We start from the raw sequence: 19,706 nt of genomic DNA on the forward strand, positions 1-19,706 counted from the left end.
CTATTTCCGCTCTTTAATCGCTTGGGTAATCTTGGTGATAGCCTGGGCAATCGGTATCGCGTTTTCTTGGCTACCGTCCCGATAACGGAACGAAACCGCGCCCGCTTCTGCGTCCTCGCCCCCAGCAATCAGGGTAAAGGGGATTTTATCTTTCGAGGCGTTACGGATTTTCTTGCCGAAACGGTCATCAGAGGTATCAACCTCGGCTCTAACTCCCAAAGCGCGCAGCTGGGAGGCTACATCTTCCAGATAATCATTAAAGGCTTCCGCCACTGGCACGCAGCGTACCTGGATAGGCGCTAGCCAAGCGGGAAATGCCCCGGCATAGTGTTCTAGCAGCACCCCGAAGAAACGCTCAATAGAACCAAATAGGGCGCGGTGAATCATAACTGGACGCTGATGGGAACCATCGGCGGCAGTATAGGTTAAATCAAAACGTTCGGGCAGGTTAAAGTCCAACTGGATAGTAGACATTTGCCAAGTACGCCCAATCGCGTCTTTGGCCTGTACCGAGATTTTCGGTCCGTAAAAAGCAGCTCCCCCTGGATCCGGTACTAAATCTAGTCCCGAGGCGGTAGCTACCTGTTCCAAGGTTCTGGTAGCTTCTTCCCAAACTTCATCATCACCCACGAACTTTTTCGGGTTCTTGGTGGAAAGCTCTAGATAAAAATCATTCAAACCATAGTCTTTTAACAGGTCAAGGACGAAAGTTAAAAGATTGGTTAGCTCACCTTTCATTTGTTCCCGGGTGCAGTAAATGTGGGAATCGTCTTGAGTGAAACCGCGAGCCCTGGTCAGACCGTGTACCACCCCGGACTTTTCGTAGCGGTAAACCGTTCCAAACTCGAATAGGCGCAGCGGTAATTCCCGGTAGGAACGCCCTTTAGAAGCAAATATCAGGTTGTGCATCGGGCAGTTCATAGGCTTTAGATAGTAGTCTTGCCCTTGCTTGGTGACATTTCCTTCCTGGTCGTGCTCTTCGTCCAGGTGCATAGGGGGATACATTCCCTCGGCATACCAATCCAGGTGTCCCGACTTCTTGAACAGTTCCCCTTTAGTGATATGGGGGGTGGATACGAAAGAATATCCGCCCTCGATATGGCGTTTACGGGAATAGTTTTCCATCTCCATGCGAATCGTAGCGCCCTTGGGGTGGAATACAGGCAGACCGGAGCCGATTTCATCTGGGAAAGAGAACAAATCGAGTTCCCGCCCTAGTTTGCGGTGGTCACGCCGTTCTGCTTCTTTTAGGCGGGTCTGGTAGGCAACTAAATCATCTTTGCTAGCCCAGGCAGTACCGTAGATACGTTGCAGGTGGTCGCCCGATTGGTCACCTTTCCAATAGGCAGCAGAAGATTTCATTAAAGCAAAACCGTTACCAATATAGCGGGTATTGGGAACGTGCGGCCCGCGACATAAATCTTTCCAAGCGCACTGTCCATTGCGATCGATATTGTCATAAATAGTGAGCTGACCTGCTCCGACTTCTACATTTGCGCCGTCAGTTTCACTAGAGGCAGTCCCTTTAGTGTCAATCAGTTCCAATTTGTAGGGTTGATCAGCGAGTTCTGCTTTTGCCTCCTCATCGCTTACTTCCCGCCGCACGAAACGCTGCCCGCTTTTAACGATTTTCTTCATCCGTTTTTCCAGGTCTTTTAAAAGCTCGGGGGTAACCGGATCGATATTGCCAAAATCGTAATAGAAACCGTCGATAATATAGGGACCAACCCCCAGGTTGACATCGGGGTAAACCTGTTGCACTGCTTGGGCGAGGACGTGGGTGGCTGAGTGGCGAATAATTTCTAGCCCCGCCTGGCTATCAGCGGTTATTGGTTCTACCTGGGCATCCTCGGGCAAGGTGCGGGCTAAATCCCAAGGCTGCCCATTAACGACCATAGCCACGATAGTGCGGTCTTTGCCCCACAAATCCAGCCCGGTGGTCGTGGCAGCTATATCTTGAGTTTCTCCTGCGATTTGTACCCTGATTTTATCGCCATCTGCTGCCGCCACATTTGCCTCCGTATTGTAGGAATAAACTGTTAGCCATTCTACCTGCCACCCTAAAACGGTTAAAATACTAGAGTACAGCCGGATAGTTTTCGGTGACAGATTTCCTAAAACACCCTGCCATACCGACCATTTTAGGGGGTGAGTTATGCAAACAGGTCGCTACGCGCCCTCGCCCACCGGCAGACTCCACCTTGGAAATTTGCGTACCGCGCTGGTTGCCTGGGCGATAGCGCGCCAGGCAGGCGGGCGTTTTGTAATGCGTTTTGAGAATCTTGACGATCGCAGTCGCGACCATTTTCTGACCACTCAGCTTGCCGATTTAGAAGATTTAGGAATCGACTGGGACGGGGAACCTTTGGTGCAGTCTGATTGCCTTTCCCGTTACGAGGACGCATTTGAACAGCTCAAAGCAGCAGACATGGTTTATGAATGTTACTGTTCCCGCCGGGAATTATCGCAGCTAGCTTCCGCCCCCCATCACCCTCCCGGAGCCTATAGCGGCAGGTGTCGCTTACTTAGCGAGCCAGAGCGAGAACAAAAACGAAACTATCTGTGGGAAAAATATCGACGCGGCCCTGCCTATCGGTTAAAAACTAATCTCGATAGCGCCACTTTCCCCGATAAGGTTTATGGATTACAAAACGGCTCAATCGATGACTTCGTGTTACGCCGCTCTGATGGGGTATTTTCCTACAATCTGGTTTGCGTGGTAGATGATGCCTATCAGGGGGTGACTCAGGTATGCAGAGGACGAGATTTAATCCCCTCTACCGCCCGGCAAAACTATCTGCACCAGCTATTAGGTTCTACAATTCCCCAGTATTACCACGTTCCCCTAGTGTTAAATCGCGAGGGGCAGCGACTGGCAAAACGAGACGGGGCAGTAACTCTACCCCAGTTAAAGGCAAAAGGAATAGGGAAAGCAGACATACTTGAGCTGCTTGCGTCCTCTTTAGGGTTTTTTAGGGTGCGCAGTGCCTCGGAATTCTTGCAAGCCTTTGACCTAGAGAAAATAAGTCGTGCAGATTGGCGGTATCTGGGATTATGATAGAACTCAATCAAATCTGTTAGCCAGAAAAGACTTTATCGACCCCGGCAGATTTAATTATCTCTATCGCTTGCGCTACCTGTTCCTTAGTGGGAACCGGAGTGTCCTCAAGGGAATACTGTAGCCCCAAATGTTCCCATTTATCCCTCGCCATTTGATGAAATGGCAATACTTCCAAACGCTCCAGGTTAGGCCAACGCCCGGCAATGTTAGCCACCTGGCGGATATTATCAGGGTCATCAGTTAAACCGGGTACCAGCACAAAACGCACCCAGACCGGGATACGGGCTTTAGCTAGGCGATCGCCAAAAGCAACCGTAGGTTCTAAATCGCGTCCCGTAACCCGCCGGTAGGTGGCGCTATCCCCACTCTTGACATCCAGCAGCACCAAATCAAGATTATGAAGATCCTCATCAGGCAAATTAGCCCCTAAGAATCCGGAAGTATCCAGACAGGTATGTATCCCCTCTCGCCGACACATTCGCAACAGGTTACGCACAAACTTTGCCTGCATCAGAGCTTCTCCCCCAGAGATGGTAAGTCCCCCTCCGGTAACCCGAAAAATACTGCTATAACGTTTCACAAGGTTAAACACATCAGCAATGGTGACAGCGTGCCCGTCACGCATTTGAAAAGTATCAGGATTATGACAGTATTGACACCTTAAAGGACACCCCGACAAGAACAAAGTCATTCTGGTACCCGGACCATCTACAGCGGTCACTAGTTCCCAAGAATGAACCGAAGCTAAAGTACCTTCCCGCACCGCCTCGTTGTGTTCGCTATGAGTCATCTCGGGGGCTTCAGCTAATGCCCCCAGCCCCCACCGCCTAGTGCGCGGAATCAATTCCTCTAAAGGCAGGGGTGCATATTCCCCGCTTACCCCATCAGCTGCCGAAACCTCGACAGTATTATTTGGGTTCTTACTCTCCTCTTCCAGGCTAGACATATCTAATACCAAGGTTATTTCCTATCTAAATTGTTCACCCTGCATCCTGCAGAACCTAAACATCAGCAGACCTCAACATCAAAAGGGCGGGTATCTTTGCTATCTCAAAGATACCCGCCCAAATGATTTATAAGCAATAACTTACAGCTTGTTATGGAATGTACGGGAAATAACATCCAGTTGCTGCTCGCGGGTTAGCTTCACGAAATTAACCGCGTATCCGGAAACCCTAACCGTCAGTTGAGGATATTTTTCCGGGTTTTCCATCGCATCTTCCAAAGTGTCCCGGTTAAGAACATTGATATTCGCGTGATATAGTCCCTGAACACCGCCGTGAGATTCCCGGCTGGCTTTCATGGATTCCAAACGCTGATCAAAAGTCATAGTACTCATTATTATCTCCTTGCTTTATTCTTCAATTATTTATAAAAGATTAGGGTCATTACAGCACAACCTGGCAGGTAGCGCCCAGATAGTGCTAGCAGCCGCACCCCTGAGGGATGAAACCGGCATCCATAATCCCCACCAGGTTCTTAATCTGCTCGTCCTCGGTACGCCCCAAAGAGGAAGGAACAATCGTGTTCGTCAGGGAAATCCCGTCCAATGCGTCGTGGTAGTCAAGCTTGCCTACCGAAAGCATCGAAGCCAGCATTCCGTGAGAATCCAAACCGTTCTCGGGGTTAGCGCCGGGAGCAAACGGAGTCCCTGCCTCGTGACCGGAGGGGAAAGCCCCGGTAGCCTTGCCGTAAACCACATTAGAGGTAATGGTTAATACCGATTGGGTAGGAATAGCATCCCGATAGAGTTTAATCTCTTTAATCTTGGACATTACGGTGTGAACAATCGTGGCCGCAATATCATCAACCCGGTCATCATCATTACCGTAGCAGGGGAAATCTCCCTCTGTCTGGTAATCAATAACTAGACCAGTTTCATCGCGTACCGGGGTAACCTTTGCATATTTAATGGCAGACAGGGAGTCAGCTACAATCGACAGTCCCGCGATTCCGCAGCCCATGGTGCGCACAATCTCACTGTCGTGCAGTGCCATCTCGATGGATTCGTAGGCGTAACGGTCATGGCAATAGTGGATAATGTTCAAAGCTTCTACATAGGTGCCGACCACCCAGTCAAGCATTTTTTCATAGCGTTCCCACACGTCATCAAAGTCGAGAGGCTCATCCCCTTGCACGCCCTCGTAACCGGAAACGATTTGTTTACCAGTGACCTCATCACGGCCGCCATTTATCGCATACAGCAAGGCTTTAGCGGCATTAACCCGAGCGCCAAAGAACTGCATTTGCTTACCGACCCGCATCGGGGAAACACAGCAAGCAATCGCGGCATCGTCACCCCACTGCGCACGAATCTGATCGTCAGCTTCATACTGTACTGAGGAAGTTTGAATCGAAATATGGGCACAGAACTTCTTGTAGCCCTCTGGTAGGCGCGGGGACCAGAAAATCGTGATATTTGGTTCTGGAGCTGGCCCCAGATTTATTAGCGTCTGCAGAAGCCGGAAGGAAGTCTTGGTAACGAGGGTGCGCCCGTCCTCACCAAAACCAGCATCAGACCAGGTAGCCCAGTAAGGGTCACCCGAGAAAATCTGGTCATAGGCTTCAGTACGCAAAAAGCGTACAATCCGCAGCTTAATCACCAAAGCATCAATGATTTCCTGCGCGCCCTGTTCGTCTAAAGTACCCTCGGCGAAATCCCGTTCAAAGTAGCAATCAAAGAACGCAGACAAACGACCGATAGACATGGCCGCCCCGTCTTGGCTCTTAACCGAAGCTAGGTAACCGAAATAAGTCCATTGAACTGCTTCTTTAGCGTTCATTGCCGGCTGGGAAATATCAAACCCATAGCTTTGCGCCATAGCCTTGAGCTTCTTGAGAGCCTTAATCTGTTCAGAGTGTTCCTCACGGTAACGTGCCCAATGCTCAGAGAAAGGCTTATCGGCTACTTTGTCTTTGGCTTCCTGTTTCCACTCGATTAATTTATCTACGCCATAGAGTGCAACCCGGCGGTAGTCACCAATAATTCGACCCCGCCCATAAGCATCGGGAAGACCAGTAATAATATGGGAAGACCGAGCTGCCCTGATTCGGGGAGTGTAAATATCGAATACCGCATCATTATGGGTTTTGCGGTAGCGGGTAAAAATCTTTTTAACCTCGGGATTAACCTCTTTACCAGCCTCTTTAATAGCGGTTTCCACCATGCGCCAACCACCATTAGGCATCATGGCACGTTTTAACGGAGTATCGGTTTGCAAACCGACGATTACGTCGTCCTCTTCACAAATCCGTCCCGGAGCAAAAGCATCAATATCGGCCGGAGTATCAGTATCTACATCGAAAACCCGTTTTTTGCGTTCAACCGAAAGATAGTTTTCCTCTAGAGCCTGCCAAACCTGTTTAGTTTTTTCGGTCGGGCCACTTAAGAATGAAGCCTCACCCTCGTAGGGAGTGTAGTTCTTTTGGATAAAATCGCGTACATCGATTTCTTTATCCCAGTTACCACTGTTGAATGAGCGCCAGGCATCATTAGCTGTCGCCTCTATTGGGGTTGCCATTATTTATTTAACTCCTCCGGCGGGATCACCGCGCATAAAGTTTACTTAAGATTGTTAAATCCGGTGTCCCAATTATATTAGGGGAAAACAGCTGCTAACAAGCTTAGTGCCACCTAACTCACTAAACGATAGCTATCTAACATTATTTACAGCCCTAACCACTATGTGAACGTAGCGGAGAGCCACAATAAAAATCACCCAAAACTTTATCTCGATAGGCTAGATAGTCACCTTCAATAATTGCTTGCCTAATGCCTTGAACCAGTTGCACCGTGAAATACTCGTTATGGATAGTAGCCAGCGTAAACCCTAGTAACTCTTTGGCTTTAAATAGATGCCTCAGGTAAGCGATAGAGAAATTCTGGCAGGTATAGCAGTTACAATCCTTAACCGGCGCACTGAAATCATCCTTGAACTCCGCACGCGTTAAATTAAAGCGACCGTAACGCCCATAAAGCCCGCCGTTACGTCCTATCCGGGAAGGATTTACGCAATCGAAAGTATCCGCTCCGGCTTCTACCCCCGCGAAAATGTCATCCGGTTCGCTAAGGCCCAGCAGATGACGCGGTTTTTCCTCTGGCAACTCTTCACATACCCAGTTCACTATGGTGGCGAGATTCTCTTTCTCTAAGGCTCCCCCAATTCCGAAACCATCAAAACTACGCCCCGCTACCTCCATTGCCGATAGGTCGCGGGCAGCTTTACGCCGTAAATCCTCATATTGCGCCCCCTGAATTACCCCGTAAAGCATCTGGTAGGGCTTATCGGCACGCTCGCGGGTAAGGCGCTCATGTTCTGCCAGGCAGCGAGTAGCCCAACGCCGGGTACGTTCCAAGGACTCCACCTGATATTCACGTGAGTTTAGCAAGGTGGTGAGTTCATCGAACGCCATCATAATATCGGCACCCAAATGGTGCTGAATTTGCATAGATTTTTCTGGGGTAAAGCGATGGAGAGCACCATTTAGATGAGAACGAAAAGTAACCCCATCATCATCAACTAGGGCGTGCCGTTCCTTCTTTGCGGCCACCGTATAATCGGCGCGTCCGGAACCACTAAACTCTCCAGACAGTACTTTTTTATATCCCGACCCGAGCGAAAGCACCTGGAATCCGCCCGAATCGGTAAAAGTTGGACCATCCCAGCTCATAAAACGAGCTAATCCACCGGCTTTGTCAACAATTTCGGGCCCGGGCTGTAAATACAGATGATAGGCGTTAGCCAGGAGAGCTGAAGCCCCCAGTTGCTTCATAGCTTCCGGCAACACCGTTTTCACAGTGGCTTTCGTGCCTACCGGGATAAAAGCCGGGGTCGGGACATCTCCATGGGGAGTGTGAATAATGCCAGCGCGCCCTCTCCCGCTGGGCAAATCCGCTATTTTAGTGAACGTCAAGACCGTACCTTTCATGCTTTTTCACCCTAGAAATCACCGCATAGGTTAGTGGCAAACACAAGATTTCAACTGCACACTTATACAGGTAGCCACCCAGGAAAATATAAATCATTAACTGGGAAAAACTCATGATTCCCGCAAAGGCGATAGTGCAAAAAATAATGGAATCAACCAGCTCTCCTGCCAAAGTAGAAGTTACCAGGCGAACCCAGAGATTATTTTCCCCCCAACGTTGCTTAATCTTCACCAATACATAGGCGTTAAGCCAGTTACCAAACATATAACCCGCCATGGAAGCAATCACAATGCGGGGAACGAACCCAAGCACGCTTTGGAATGCATCGTTATTTTGGTAGGAGGCTTCTGCGGGGAGCATTCCCACCACCCAAAAGGTCAGGGAGGCCATTACCGAAATCACGAAGCCCATTACGATAGCACGCTTAGCAGCCTTTAGCCCCCAAACCTCGCTAATCACGTCTCCTAAAACATAGGTTAGGGGGAACAAAATAGCGCCCCCATCAAAAACTATGGGACCAATCTGGATAGCTTTGGTGGCACAAATATTTGCGACCAGGAGGAAGGCCACAAAGAAAATAACGCAAATATCAAAAAGACCGCGCGGGCTGCGGGCAAAAACTGCCTTTCCCGCCGGGGAAGCTGGGCTTTCTTTAGGGGTTTCGGTACCGAGGACGCGGGGCTCGGGCAGGTTTGAATCGGCAGATTTTTCCAAAGTTATCACCTGCCTAATGTAGCAGCCCCCCTGGGGTACTCGTCCAGTTAGCCCAAAGTGCAGCTTTAGGCTCTTGTTTTATACTGCCGGGAGATACCGGTGTCCTGCTGTGCAGATAAAAAGCCACACGGGCAAGGGTTTTCCTATACGGTTACTAGCTTCATTAGTTTGAGTTTGTCTCCTGAATATCTAGGAGGCGCGGGCAGAGGCTTTATCCGAGTCGGCTAGGCGGGCGAAAAGCTTAATAATTGTCTATAGTTATCTCGAATTATTTATCAAGAGCAAATACCGCCGTGCAGATTCCCGTGGAAGAACAGGCAAATTGGCAGTCTGCGCAGATACCAAGCGGCACGGGCAGAGGTTTTATCCGAGTGGGCTAGGCGGGCGTAAAAACTCGAAAAATGCCGGTGGCTTTTTCGAGTTTTTGGGCAGGAGGAAAAACCTCTGCCCGTGCCAACGTAAATGAGGGCAGAGATACTTCGGCTATTTCATAGGGATTCTATTAGCTATCACCATTGGCCAGGCGTCGCAGCTCCGGCCATAGCTCGCTGGCGACAGTGCGCCGCAAATCTTCACAGCTAGTGTCATTTACAAGTTCATAATTAGCAATTGCGCGTCGCTCTTCATCACTGGATTGCGCCGCAATCCGGGCGTCTACTTGCTGGCGTTCAAGACCGCTTCGCTGATATAGCCGCTGGTATCGTTGCTCTATCGGGGCAGTAACCGCCACCACCAGGTCAAAAGCATGAGCAGCGGGATTCTCGACCAGCAGCGGAATATCGTAGACCCCAATATCGCCAGAGTTCAGCGAAGCAAAAAACCGGTCAGACAAAAACGATATATAGGGGTGAGTTATTGATTCCAGTAGGCGGCGGGAATCGGGATTATTAAACACTATGGTCGCGAGCTCACCGCGGTTCACTCCGTTTTCCCACTCGGGATGGTTAAAAGCACGAGCAATATCGGGGGCTAAATCTACCAACGCTTGACCTGCGAGTTCATCGGCGCTACAGGTCTTTGCCCCCAAGGCTTTAAGCGTTTGTACCGTAGTAGATTTACCAGAGCCAATACCGCCAGTTACCGCCACTGATAAAGCATTAGTGGGGCAAGCAGCTGCCCAGCGCGCTCCCCTATCGGGATTGCGGTAAATCAATAGTTCACTCACCCTGCCAGCCTATCCAGGTAGCTATCCCAAGCAAAACCGAAAAAACAAAGAAAAATGGGCTGTCGGAGTCAAATACTTGACTCCGACAGCCCAAAATTCAAAGTTAAACCACTATTTAATACCCAAACGGTATTAAAAGGTTTATTCGCCGGTTAGCTTCTCCCGTAGAGCTGCGAGAGCTTCATCTGAAGCTAGAACGCTTTCAGAATCTTCAGTCTCGGTAGAGTAGCTGGCGTTTTCCGCCGGATCAGGGCGAACCGCAGCTGCTTCACTATCAGCTTCCAGAGCCTTAGCTACCTGCTCCTTGTGAGCCTTCCAACGTGCCTCAGCCTGAGAGTATTCCTCTTCCCAAGCTTCCCGTTGTGCCTCGTAGCCTTCCATCCATTCGTTAGTTTCCGGATCGAAGCCCTCGGGGTACTTGTAGTTGCCTTCTTCATCGTATTCAGCGGTCATGCCGTACAGTGAAGGATCAAACTCGGTATTGCTCGGATCAACACCCTCGTTAGCCTGCTTGAGAGACAGGGAAATCCGGCGACGATCCAAGTCAATATCAATAACTTTGACAAAGACCTCTTCGCCAACCTTAACAACCTGCTCCGGTACTTCTACGTGACGCTGCGCCAGCTCGGAGATATGCACCAGACCCTCAATGCCGTCCTCGACCCTAATAAACGCGCCGAAAGGAACCAGCTTGGTGACCTTGCCAGGAACGACCTGACCGATAGCGTGAGTGCGGGCAAAAGTCTGCCAAGGATCTTCCTGGGTGGCTTTCAAGGACAGCGAAACCCGTTCGCGATCCATATCCACATCCAGAACCTCGACCGAAACTTCCTGACCAACTTCGACAACCTCGGAGGGGTGGTCAATATGCTTCCAAGAAAGTTCGGATACGTGAACCAGACCGTCCACTCCGCCCAAATCTACGAAAGCACCAAAGTTTACGATAGAAGAAACCACGCCGGAACGAATCTGTCCCTTTTGCAAGGTATCCAGGAACTGGGTGCGTACTTCGGCTTGAGTCTGCTCTAGCCAGGAACGACGGGAAAGAACCACATTGTTACGGTTCTCATCCAGTTCAATAATCTTGGCATCTAGTTCCCGCCCAATATAGGGAGCGAGGTCGCGTACCCGACGCATTTCAACTAGGGAAGCCGGTAGGAAGCCACGCAAGCCGATATCCAAGATAAGACCGCCCTTGACCACCTCAATCACCGTACCGGTGACTACGCCGTCAGCTTCCTTAATCTTCTGGACATCACCCCATGCACGTTCGTATTGAGCGCGCTTCTTCGACAGCAGCAGACGACCTTCTTTGTCCTCTTTCTGCAAGACTAGGGCTTCAATTTCGTCACCCACCTGGACAACGTCCTCGGGGCTAACATCATGTTTAATGGACAGTTCGCGTGAAAGGATTACGCCCTCGGTTTTGTAACCAATATCGAGGAGGACCTCATCACGATCAACACGGACAACAGTACCGGTAACGATGTCACCATCACCAAAGTACTTAATAGTTTTATCGATTGCAGCTAGTAGTTCTTCTTGCGAACCGATATCGTTTACGGCAACTTGATCGAGTTGCTCAGTAGAGGTGGTCATAGAGATAATTTCTCCAAAACGGACTTAATAGACAATATGGACAATTTTGGCTTCTCTTTCAAGAAACCTTAAAGAGCCTATCAGCAAAAACCGTTGAATCTCCAACTGAAAAAGCCCCTGTCGGGTTATTTCCCTAAAATGTATCCGATTACACAGCCTTTTTCAGGACGAACAGCCCCCCCGTCTTGGCACCTAGTTAGATACAACTTTCCTCTAGTGGGCAGCGCTTCGCCAATTGCTGCCTACTCCGATTCCCACCGACAAAGGAACTTCTAAGCTAGCCGCATTACACATCGCATCCTCTACCAGGCAGCGCAGCTGGTTTTCCTCTCCCGGCGCTACCTCAAGAATCAATTCGTCATGAATCTGCAACAACACCCTGGAAGATAGCCCTTGCGCCTGAAGCTGTTCATCTACCCGAATCATTGCCTGTTTCATTAAATCCGCAGCGCTGCCCTGAATCGGAGCATTAAGAGCCGCCCGCTCCGCCATTCGCCGTAAATTGTGGTTGGAGCTCTTCAGATCCGGGAGGGCGCGCCGTCTGCCCTGCATGGTTTCGGTGTAGCCAACTTTTCTGGCACGTTCAACAATCTGCTGTAAATAACTACGTACTTTCCCGAAACGTTGAAAATACTGATCCATCAACTTTTCGGCTTCCTTTTGCGCAATACGCAGTTGGCTAGCCAAACCGTAGGCAGAAAGCCCATAGGCAAGCCCGTAAGAGGTAGCTTTAACCTTTGACCTCATCTGTTCAGAGACGTCTTCGGGGCTAATATCAAAAATCATGGCCGCCATCGTGCGGTGTAAATCTTCTCCGGTCTTGATAGCGGCGATTAAATCTTTGTCACCTGACATATGCGCCATTACCCGCATTTCAATCTGGGAATAATCCACGCTCATCAGGTTTTCAAACCCATCCCCAAAAATAAACGCCTCCCGAATTCGTTGCCCATTAACCGAGCGAACTGGAATGTTTTGCAAATTCGGTTCTGCCGAAGAAAGCCGCCCGGTTGCGGTCACTGTCTGCTTAAATGAGGTGTGAATCCTGCCATCGGGGTGAACTGCTTTTTGTAGCCCTTGCACGGTTTGTAAGAGCTTTATGGAATCGCGGTGAGCTAGCAAATACTGCAAAAATGGATGCTGAGTTTTGCCAAACAGCCACTCCAGGGCATCAGCATTAGTGGTGTAACCGGTGCGGGTTTTCTTGGTTTTGGGCATCTGAAGCTGCTCGAATAACACTTCTTGCAGCTGTTTAGGACTAGAAAGATTTAAATCAGGACGACCGACCTGAGCGCGCGCCTGCTGTTTTGCATCCTCGGTTTGCTTCCTTAAATCGTTTTCGAGATCTCCTAGCACCTGGTCTGATACTGCGATTCCGGTGTCTTCCATCCGAGCGAGAATCTTGGAAATAGGGCGTTCCAGCTGCAACCATAAATGCTCGGCTCTACTGGAGGATAATGCTTTCTTTTCAGCCGCAGCGATTTGCGGCAGCGCCGCTGCCATCTGCGCATTTTTAGTATCTGAAGTACCAGATAAATCCAGAGTTGCCTGCCCGCTATCCTCTTTATTTCCGGGGGAAAGCGAATATCCTAAGAGCTTTTCACTCAACACTTCTACATCATAGGAACGCGCCGATGGGTCTAGTAGATAGCCTCCGATTTCGGTATCCCATCCGGGCATTTCTACTTTGATTCCCCCGCCTTTTAAGGCATGCCAGGCAGCTTTCCAGTTATGGAAGATAGCGATATCAGCTCTAGCTAGGAAGTCTTTAAGAGCTGACACCAAGTCCGGTGGGGCTGCAATCAAATCAATGCTAGCCACCTGGTTTTCGCTAGCTAAAAGCACTCTAGTAGCATCCCCTGATCCCGGAGTGCTCTCTCCTTCTACGATTACGCCCACTGGTTTTGAGAGGGCGCAAATCCATTTAGGGATGTCTTGTTCGGCAAGCATCTTAACTTCTTCCCGAGCGCTGGGCGTTTCTTGCGCCAGCTCAAACGCGGGAACGCTGGCTAAAGCAGCGCGCAGAGTTTGCCCGATTTCCAGTTTATCTAGCAGCTTTGCCAGTGAATCGGCATTTGCTTTCCCAAAGGTTAGCTCCCCGACTTTTATCCCTAAGTCCAGGTCAGTTAGCAGGGCGTTTAGTTTCCGGTTTCTTTTCACGTCCTCAATATGTGAACGCAGATCTTCGCCCCGCTTACCGCCAATATCGGCGGCGTGGGCGAGAACCCCAGCCAGCCCGTCATACTTATTTATCCAGGCGGCAGCGGTTTTCTCTCCTACTCCCGGTACTCCGGGCAGGTTATCTGCTTTTTCACCAACTAAAGCAGCAATCTCTGGGTAACGATGAGGGGGAACCCCATATTTTTCGGCAATAGCCTGCGGGGTCATTCGTTTTAAGTCGGTAATTGAGCGGGAGGGATACAGTACGGTGACAGATTCATTCGATAATTGGAAAGTGTCGCGGTCTCCGCTGGCTACCAGCACCTGAAGTCCCTGTTCACTGCCCTGCGTAGCTAAGGTAGCTAAAATATCGTCAGCCTCGATATTTTCTTGCTCTAAAGTAGTGACCCCCAGGTGAGCGAGCGCTTCTTTAATTAGCTCTATTTGTCCCTTAAACTCGGGCGGAGTGGGTTTACGACCCGCCTTGTACTCCGGGTATTCATCGGTGCGGAAAGAATGGCGAGAAACATCAAATGCCACCGCTAAATAATCGGGCTGTTCATCTTGCAACATTTTTACTAGCATCCGTAAAAACCCGTAAACCGCGTTGGTATATTGACCATCGCTGGTGCAAAATGCTTCCGGATTTAGGGCATAAAACGCGCGAAACGCCGCTGAATGACCGTCAATTACAAGTAGGGTTTTGTTCTCAATCATCTAATCCTCCTAGGGACTATCCTAGAGAAAACACGCCTGGGTTGTACCGGCAGCGCTGCGCCGGATAGTTATTGCGCTACTTAACCGATTTGTTCAATAACTGCTTCGGCAACCTCGCGCATGGTTAGTCTGCGATTCATAGAGGTGGTTTGAATCCAGCGGAAAGCTTCCGGTTCGCTCATCTCCATGTTCTCCATGAGCAGACCCTTAGCTCTGTCTACCACTTTGCGAGTCTCAAAACGGTCTTGCAGGTCAGCTACTTCATTCTCTAATGATTGGATTTCGGCGTGCCGCGAAAGGGCGATTTCTAGCGCTGGCAATAACTCGGCGGGCGTAAACGGTTTCACCACATATGCCATGGCTCCTGCGTCTCGAGCGCGCTCCACTAACTCTTTTTGCGAAAATGCGGTAAGCATCACTACGGCGCAGGAAACTTCCTTCATTATTTTTTCGGCGGCGCTAATCCCGTCCATTTTAGGCATTTTTACATCCATAACACACAGGTCAGGCTGATGTTCCAGGGCTGATTGGTAGGCGGATTCTCCGTCTGCTGCCTCGGCTACAACTTCGTAGCCGGCTTCCGTGAGAGTTTCCACAATATCGAGTCGAATCAGGGTTTCATCCTCGGCGACCAGTACTTTTCTGCCGGGGAGATTATTTTTTTTAGCATTAGATTTCAAAGTTGCCACGTATCTATATTAGACTGAAATGGTGCGCTCGTTGAAGCGCTAAAGAAAAAGCCTCGATGGCGGAATTGGTAGACGCAGCGGATTCAAAATCCGCCGTCCTTCACCGGACATGTGGGTTCGAGTCCCACTCGAGGTACTTATGGGGCAGATTCCACCCTCTCAGCTATTTTGGCTGTTATTTTGGGGGGGTCTTCTAAAGCCAAAGGACGTTTTTTGTACCTGAATTCACCCTCTTAACCGCTAAAAACTTTCCCTATGAGAATCCTCACTAAACCTATGCTCCCCCGGCTCAGTAAATTTAGCTACGCAGATAAGACGAGCAGTCGGGGGGTAGGCAAGTAGGCTAGGAACGTTTGCGGCGCTCACGCACCCGCACCGAGATTTGAATCGGGCTACCGGCAAAACCGAACTGTTCGCGCAAACGGTTTTCTAAGAAACGTCGATAGGACGGCTCTAGGAATCCGGTAGTAAAGAACACGAAACGCGGCGGAGCAGCGCTAACCTGAGTCGCAAACATAATCCGCGGCTGTTTTCCACCCCGAACCGGGTGAGGATGCTCGGCAACGAGACGACCGAGGAAGGTATTTAACTCACTGGTTGTAATTCGGGTTTTCCAGCCCGCAAGTGCCTGAGTTAAGGCTTGTTCAATCCGGTTAGTATGCCAGGTGGTCTTGGCCGAAAGATTAACCCGAGGAGCCCAATCAACATGGGATAATTGCAGCTCCCATTCGCGTTCTAAATCGCGCCGCCTCTCCTCGTCAAGTAAATCCCATTTATTATTGACCAACACCAAGGCTCGTCCCGCAGAAATTACTTGCTCAATGATTCTAATATCGGCACTAGCTAGCTCCTGGGAAGCATCTAGTAGCACCATTGCTACATCGGATTCCTCAATCGCTGTCTGAGTCCGTAAGGATGCATAAAAATCAGCACCTCGGCTTTTATGCATCCGACGGCGAATCCCGGCAGTATCTACAAAAGTCCACGGAACCCCCGCAATCTCGATAACCTCATCCACGGGATCTCGGGTAGTGCCAGCCAGCTCATTTACCACCACCCGCTGTGAGCCAGCTAAGGCATTAAGCAGCGAGGACTTCCCCACATTGGGGCGACCCACCAAAGCCACCCTCCCGGGGCTGCCTTCAACTAAAACCGGCGCTAAATGGGATTTTTCCGGAAATACAGCTATCAGTTTATCCAGTAAATCGCCACTGCCCAGACCGTGTAGCGCTGAAAGGGGGAAAGGCTCACCTAAACCAAGCGACCACAGAGCCATAGCATCAGCTTCTAAGCGCTCTGAATCCACTTTATTAGCCACCAAAATAACCGGTCTACCGCATTTTTGCAGTATCCGTGCAATCTGCATATCGGTTTCGGTCGCTCCCACCTGGGCATCGGTGACAAACAAAACCGCATCGGCATACTGCAAAGAAACCTCGGCTTGCGCCGCCACCATTTGGTCAAGACCTTGAACCCCCAGTTCCCAACCGCCAGTATCCATAAGCAGGAAATCTTTCCCCGCCCACTGCGCCTGGTAACGAACCCGGTCTCTGGTGACCCCTGGTTTGTCTTGCACCACGGCAGCGCGCCGCCCCAAAATCCTATTTACCAGGGTAGATTTCCCCACATTAGGGCGACCGATAACCGCAACTACCGGTAGTGCAGCTAAATCTTGCTTTTCGTCCTCTTCGCCACCGTTTTCCAGCAACTCAAGGTCATTTTCTTGTAGCTCAATCTGACTAAGTAGCTTTGAAGAATCCACAGGGATTTGGTCTTGACTCACGTTCTAAAGTCTAGGCGAGGACGGGACAGTTTGGCGAAACTCTAGGCGTGGCGCGCCTTGAAAACCCGTCCCACGATGGCAACCACGGCTTCTAGGGTTTCCTCTTCGCTTAAGTCAGAAGAATCCAGCAGCTCGACTCCGGGAGCAGGAGTAGTGAAATTATTTACCTGTGAGTCAGCCAGGTCACGAGAGCTTACCGCGTCTGTTCCCACACCTAATTGACCCTGACGACGCTGCTGGCGTACCTGTTCAGAGGCAGTAAGCAGAATCTTTACGTCCGCATCTGGGGCAACCACAGTAGTGATGTCACGACCTTCGGCAACAATCCCCCGTCCAGATTCTTGAGCAGCTTTTATTAGCTGACGTTGGCGAGCAATCATTTGTTCCCGAACGCCTGGCACTGCGCTCACCCGGCTGACCATACTGGTAACTTGCTCGCTGCGCAGCAAAGCGGTTACATCCCGTCCATTAATGAGGACGCGAGGAGCGTGCGGAACGTCCTCTACCTGCAGGGGAATACTTGCAGCTAGCATCGCAAGAGCTGCCGGGTCGTTAAGGTCGGTTCCCTGCTGTAGTGCATACCAGGTCAAAGCGCGATACATCGCACCAGTATCCAAAAAGCGCGTACCTAGCTCTGCAGCCGATAGGCGCGCAATTGTAGACTTACCTGCACCACTAGGCCCATCAATGGCAATTACCAAGCCAGCGCCGAGAATCTGCTGGCTAACATATTGTGAACCGTCACCTGACATAGCGTTACAACCCTTCTGAAACCATCTTTAGCAAGATGCCTAAATATATCAGATACCTTTTGATAATAAGCTATCTTCGCCTTTTGTTACAGTTTATTGGAGATTACCGGTCGGCTCCATTCTAAAAAGACACTATTTCCCAGCCTTTAACCGCCAGTTTTTCTGCCAGTAAATTTGCGGCGTTAGGTTCTATAGCCAGGCGTGCCACCCCAAAGGCAGCCCCCGGAGAATGTTCCAGTTCCAGATCCTCGATATTGATACCGGTATCGCCCACAGCTTGAAAAAGTCGCGCCAAACTCCCAGCTATATCGGGAACTTTAACCATTACTTCCTGGTAACGCCGCGGCGCTCCCCCATGTTTACCCGGAATCCGCGCCACTCCCAAGTTTCCTTGCCGCATAGCTAAAGTTACCGCTCCCACCAAGCTCGGGGAAGGAAGTGCAGATCCCGGATGTTCGAGGGCGTGCAATACTTGCTGCAAATCATCGGCAAAAGCACGTAAAACTTTCGCCACGTGCTCGCCGTTACCGGCAATAATAGCTGCCCAGAGCGCCGGATCAGAAGAAGCAATCCGGGTAGTATCGCGCAAACCCTGTCCTGAAAGCCCTAAAGACTCTAGCGGAGCTTTCGCCAGTTGTGCCGCCAACAGGGAAGAAACCAGCTGTGGAACATGGGAAACCAAAGCCACAGATTGATCATGAGTTTCCGCATCTAATTGTAGCGGCATAGAACCTACATCCAAGGCCAAAGTACGCATCGCCAGCACCGCCTCAGCGCTGGTGTGTTCGCTGGGCACTACCACCCAAGGACGCGATTCAAATAAATCTTCGCGGGCAAAGGCAGTGCCAGAACGTTCCCTCCCCGCCATTGGATGCGAGCCCACGTAGCGGGAAATATCCGCCCGCGCCTCTTTAATTTCCGCTAGAATCACGGCTTTTACCGAAGCCACATCGGTCACCAGCGATTCGGGAAATTCCTTTAACGCCGATATTACCTGTCTACCTGCAACATCAGGCGGGGTAGCTACCACCACTAGGTTAGGTGACGGGCAGTTTTCGTCCCACTGAATACCAGCTCCCATATCGCAAGCCAAAGCGGTAACCACCGGAGAAATATCTCGTAAAAAGACCTTCACCCCGAGTTTACTAAGCCGCATTCCCAGGGAAGCGCCGAGCAGACCGACCCCAATAATCAATACCGGCCCGGTAGTTCCCACCTGCGAGTTAGCGAGGTTTGTTTTCAGGTTTTCCATAGCTTACAGCTTAAAGGTCTACGCTTTTCATTAGCACGCTTAGCTCGGGTTTTGAAAGAGTGCGGGTTGCTCCCAGCGGTAGATTCCCCAGTTTAACTGTTCCATGACCTATCCGAGATAGTTCCATTACCGGCGCGCCTACACTGTCAAGCATTCTGCGCACAATCCGGTTACGACCTAGATGCACTTGCAGCTCAACTAGAGTTAAACCTCCGTGAGATCCTTTGATAGTTACCCTATCTGCTCTGGCAAACCCGTCCTCCAGTATGATTCCCTCACGCAGTTTTTGCGCACTTTTCCCGGTAAACTTGCCTTTCACGGTAGCTAAATAGGTTTTCGGTACTTCCCAGGAAGGATGGGTTAGCCGGTTAGCAAGTTCACCATCATTGGTGAGCAGCAATAATCCAGAGGTATCTATATCTAAACGCCCCACATGAAACAGCCGCACCCGGTAATCGGTCAAAAAACGGGTAAGGTCGTGGGGGTCGCCCCGCAGGGAAGATTCCACCCCGGTAGGTTTATTTAGGGCGATGGTTAGGCGGGAATCGTCAATAAGCACCGGTTGTCCATCTACGTGAATCATTACCTGTTCTGGATTCACTTTAGAACCAAGTTCGCGCACCACTTTGCCGTTTACTTTTACCCGCCCGCTAACAATCAATTTCTCACAGGCGCGCCGAGATGCTACCCCGGCAGCAGCCAAAACCTTCTGAAGCCGCTCTTTTTTGGGGGCTCCCTGTACTTGCGCGGGTTTTACCGGCGATGTTTTCTCCGCCGGGAGCGGCCTTCTAGCTGGAGCCAATGGGATATCCCCAATAGGACGTCCTAAGCGGTCAACGCCCTCATCACTTTTCTGATACGAGTTCAGATCGCTCAATTAATTT

General features: G+C 50.4%; 15 protein-coding genes and 1 tRNA gene. 2 read left to right on the forward strand and 14 right to left on the reverse strand.

The window, feature by feature from the left end; genetic code table 11:
- Complete coding sequence (thrS, locus tag PG728_RS07665; protein ID WP_408648218.1) at positions 1 to 2,010, reverse strand: threonine--tRNA ligase; 2,010 nt, start codon at positions 2,008 to 2,010, stop codon at positions 1 to 3.
- 145 nt (positions 2,011 to 2,155) lie between these two features.
- On the opposite strand from thrS, the gene gluQRS reads away from it, so the two are divergent.
- Entirely contained in the window at positions 2,156 to 3,058 is a 903-nt protein-coding gene (gene gluQRS, locus PG728_RS07670) for a tRNA glutamyl-Q(34) synthetase GluQRS (RefSeq protein WP_270626804.1), read from the forward strand.
- A gap of 19 nt (positions 3,059 to 3,077) precedes the next feature.
- On the opposite strand, the gene pflA is transcribed toward gluQRS, so the two are convergent.
- From pflA to PG728_RS07715, 9 genes are all read right to left on the reverse strand, one after another.
- Complete coding sequence (pflA, locus tag PG728_RS07675) at positions 3,078 to 4,007, reverse strand: pyruvate formate-lyase-activating protein (protein ID WP_270626806.1); 930 nt, start codon at positions 4,005 to 4,007, stop codon at positions 3,078 to 3,080.
- A 141-nt stretch (positions 4,008 to 4,148) separates the two neighbouring features.
- On the reverse strand, positions 4,149 to 4,400 hold the full coding sequence (gene grcA2 / locus PG728_RS07680; RefSeq protein ID WP_072509713.1) for an autonomous glycyl radical cofactor GrcA2: 252 nt from the start codon (positions 4,398 to 4,400) through the stop codon (positions 4,149 to 4,151).
- An 85-nt stretch (positions 4,401 to 4,485) separates the two neighbouring features.
- Complete coding sequence (gene pflB, locus PG728_RS07685) at positions 4,486 to 6,582, reverse strand: formate C-acetyltransferase (RefSeq protein ID WP_072509714.1); 2,097 nt, start codon at positions 6,580 to 6,582, stop codon at positions 4,486 to 4,488.
- Between the two features lie 154 nt (positions 6,583 to 6,736).
- Positions 6,737 to 7,990, reverse strand: a complete 1,254-nt coding sequence (gene tgt, locus PG728_RS07690; RefSeq protein WP_270626809.1) for a tRNA guanosine(34) transglycosylase Tgt — start codon at positions 7,988 to 7,990, stop codon at positions 6,737 to 6,739.
- On the reverse strand, positions 7,962 to 8,705 hold the full coding sequence (locus PG728_RS07695; RefSeq protein ID WP_408648221.1) for a queuosine precursor transporter: 744 nt from the start codon (positions 8,703 to 8,705) through the stop codon (positions 7,962 to 7,964). Before PG728_RS07695 ends, tgt begins: the two co-directional genes overlap by 29 nt.
- 502 nt (positions 8,706 to 9,207) lie before the next feature.
- The gene (gene coaE, locus PG728_RS07700) at positions 9,208 to 9,870 is read right to left on the reverse strand and encodes a dephospho-CoA kinase (protein WP_270626811.1); all 663 of its coding nucleotides are present in this window, start codon (positions 9,868 to 9,870) and stop codon (positions 9,208 to 9,210) included.
- 141 nt (positions 9,871 to 10,011) lie between these two features.
- Complete coding sequence (gene rpsA / locus PG728_RS07705; protein ID WP_270626813.1) at positions 10,012 to 11,469, reverse strand: 30S ribosomal protein S1; 1,458 nt, start codon at positions 11,467 to 11,469, stop codon at positions 10,012 to 10,014.
- A gap of 213 nt (positions 11,470 to 11,682) precedes the next feature.
- On the reverse strand, positions 11,683 to 14,346 hold the full coding sequence (polA, locus tag PG728_RS07710; RefSeq protein ID WP_270626815.1) for a DNA polymerase I: 2,664 nt from the start codon (positions 14,344 to 14,346) through the stop codon (positions 11,683 to 11,685).
- An 80-nt stretch (positions 14,347 to 14,426) separates the two neighbouring features.
- Positions 14,427 to 15,035: an ANTAR domain-containing response regulator gene (locus PG728_RS07715; protein ID WP_270626816.1), complete on the reverse strand. Its 609-nt coding sequence runs from the start codon at positions 15,033 to 15,035 to the stop codon at positions 14,427 to 14,429.
- A gap of 50 nt (positions 15,036 to 15,085) precedes the next feature.
- On the opposite strand from PG728_RS07715, the gene PG728_RS07720 reads away from it, so the two are divergent.
- A tRNA-Leu gene (locus PG728_RS07720) sits at positions 15,086 to 15,171 on the forward strand.
- Between the two features lie 207 nt (positions 15,172 to 15,378).
- Here the strand turns inward: PG728_RS07720 and der are convergent.
- From der to PG728_RS07740, 4 genes are all read right to left on the reverse strand, one after another.
- The gene (gene der, locus PG728_RS07725; protein ID WP_270626818.1) at positions 15,379 to 16,818 is read right to left on the reverse strand and encodes a ribosome biogenesis GTPase Der; all 1,440 of its coding nucleotides are present in this window, start codon (positions 16,816 to 16,818) and stop codon (positions 15,379 to 15,381) included.
- A 41-nt stretch (positions 16,819 to 16,859) separates the two neighbouring features.
- A complete protein-coding gene (cmk, locus tag PG728_RS07730; protein WP_072509720.1) occupies positions 16,860 to 17,570 on the reverse strand; it encodes a (d)CMP kinase in 711 nt (236 codons plus the stop codon).
- A gap of 121 nt (positions 17,571 to 17,691) precedes the next feature.
- Positions 17,692 to 18,822 (reverse strand): prephenate dehydrogenase, encoded by a 1,131-nt coding sequence (locus tag PG728_RS07735; protein ID WP_072509721.1) that lies wholly within the window; start codon positions 18,820 to 18,822, stop codon positions 17,692 to 17,694.
- Positions 18,823 to 18,832: 10 nt separating this feature from the next.
- A complete protein-coding gene (locus PG728_RS07740; RefSeq protein WP_270626821.1) occupies positions 18,833 to 19,699 on the reverse strand; it encodes a pseudouridine synthase in 867 nt (288 codons plus the stop codon).
- Positions 19,700 to 19,706: the final 7 nt, after the last annotated feature.

It is taken from the genome of Varibaculum timonense (assembly GCF_027694345.1).
Lineage (GTDB): Bacteria > Actinomycetota > Actinomycetes > Actinomycetales > Actinomycetaceae > Varibaculum > Varibaculum timonense_A.

What these genes read in the sequence shown, in the direction of transcription:
- cmk (WP_072509720.1), bottom strand. Translation starts at nt 17,570, where the DNA reads ATGTCAGGTGACGGTTCACAATATGTTAGCCAGCAGATTCTCGGCGCT.
- polA (WP_270626815.1), bottom strand. Translation starts at nt 14,346, where the DNA reads ATGATTGAGAACAAAACCCTACTTGTAATTGACGGTCATTCAGCGGCG.
- PG728_RS07735 (WP_072509721.1), bottom strand. Translation starts at nt 18,822, where the DNA reads ATGGAAAACCTGAAAACAAACCTCGCTAACTCGCAGGTGGGAACTACC.
- pflB (WP_072509714.1), bottom strand. Translation starts at nt 6,582, where the DNA reads ATGGCAACCCCAATAGAGGCGACAGCTAATGATGCCTGGCGCTCATTC.
- grcA2 (WP_072509713.1), bottom strand. Translation starts at nt 4,400, where the DNA reads ATGAGTACTATGACTTTTGATCAGCGTTTGGAATCCATGAAAGCCAGC.
- tgt (WP_270626809.1), bottom strand. Translation starts at nt 7,990, where the DNA reads ATGAAAGGTACGGTCTTGACGTTCACTAAAATAGCGGATTTGCCCAGC.
- gluQRS (WP_270626804.1), top strand. Translation starts at nt 2,156, where the DNA reads ATGCAAACAGGTCGCTACGCGCCCTCGCCCACCGGCAGACTCCACCTT.
- pflA (WP_270626806.1), bottom strand. Translation starts at nt 4,007, where the DNA reads ATGTCTAGCCTGGAAGAGGAGAGTAAGAACCCAAATAATACTGTCGAG.
- rpsA (WP_270626813.1), bottom strand. Translation starts at nt 11,469, where the DNA reads ATGACCACCTCTACTGAGCAACTCGATCAAGTTGCCGTAAACGATATC.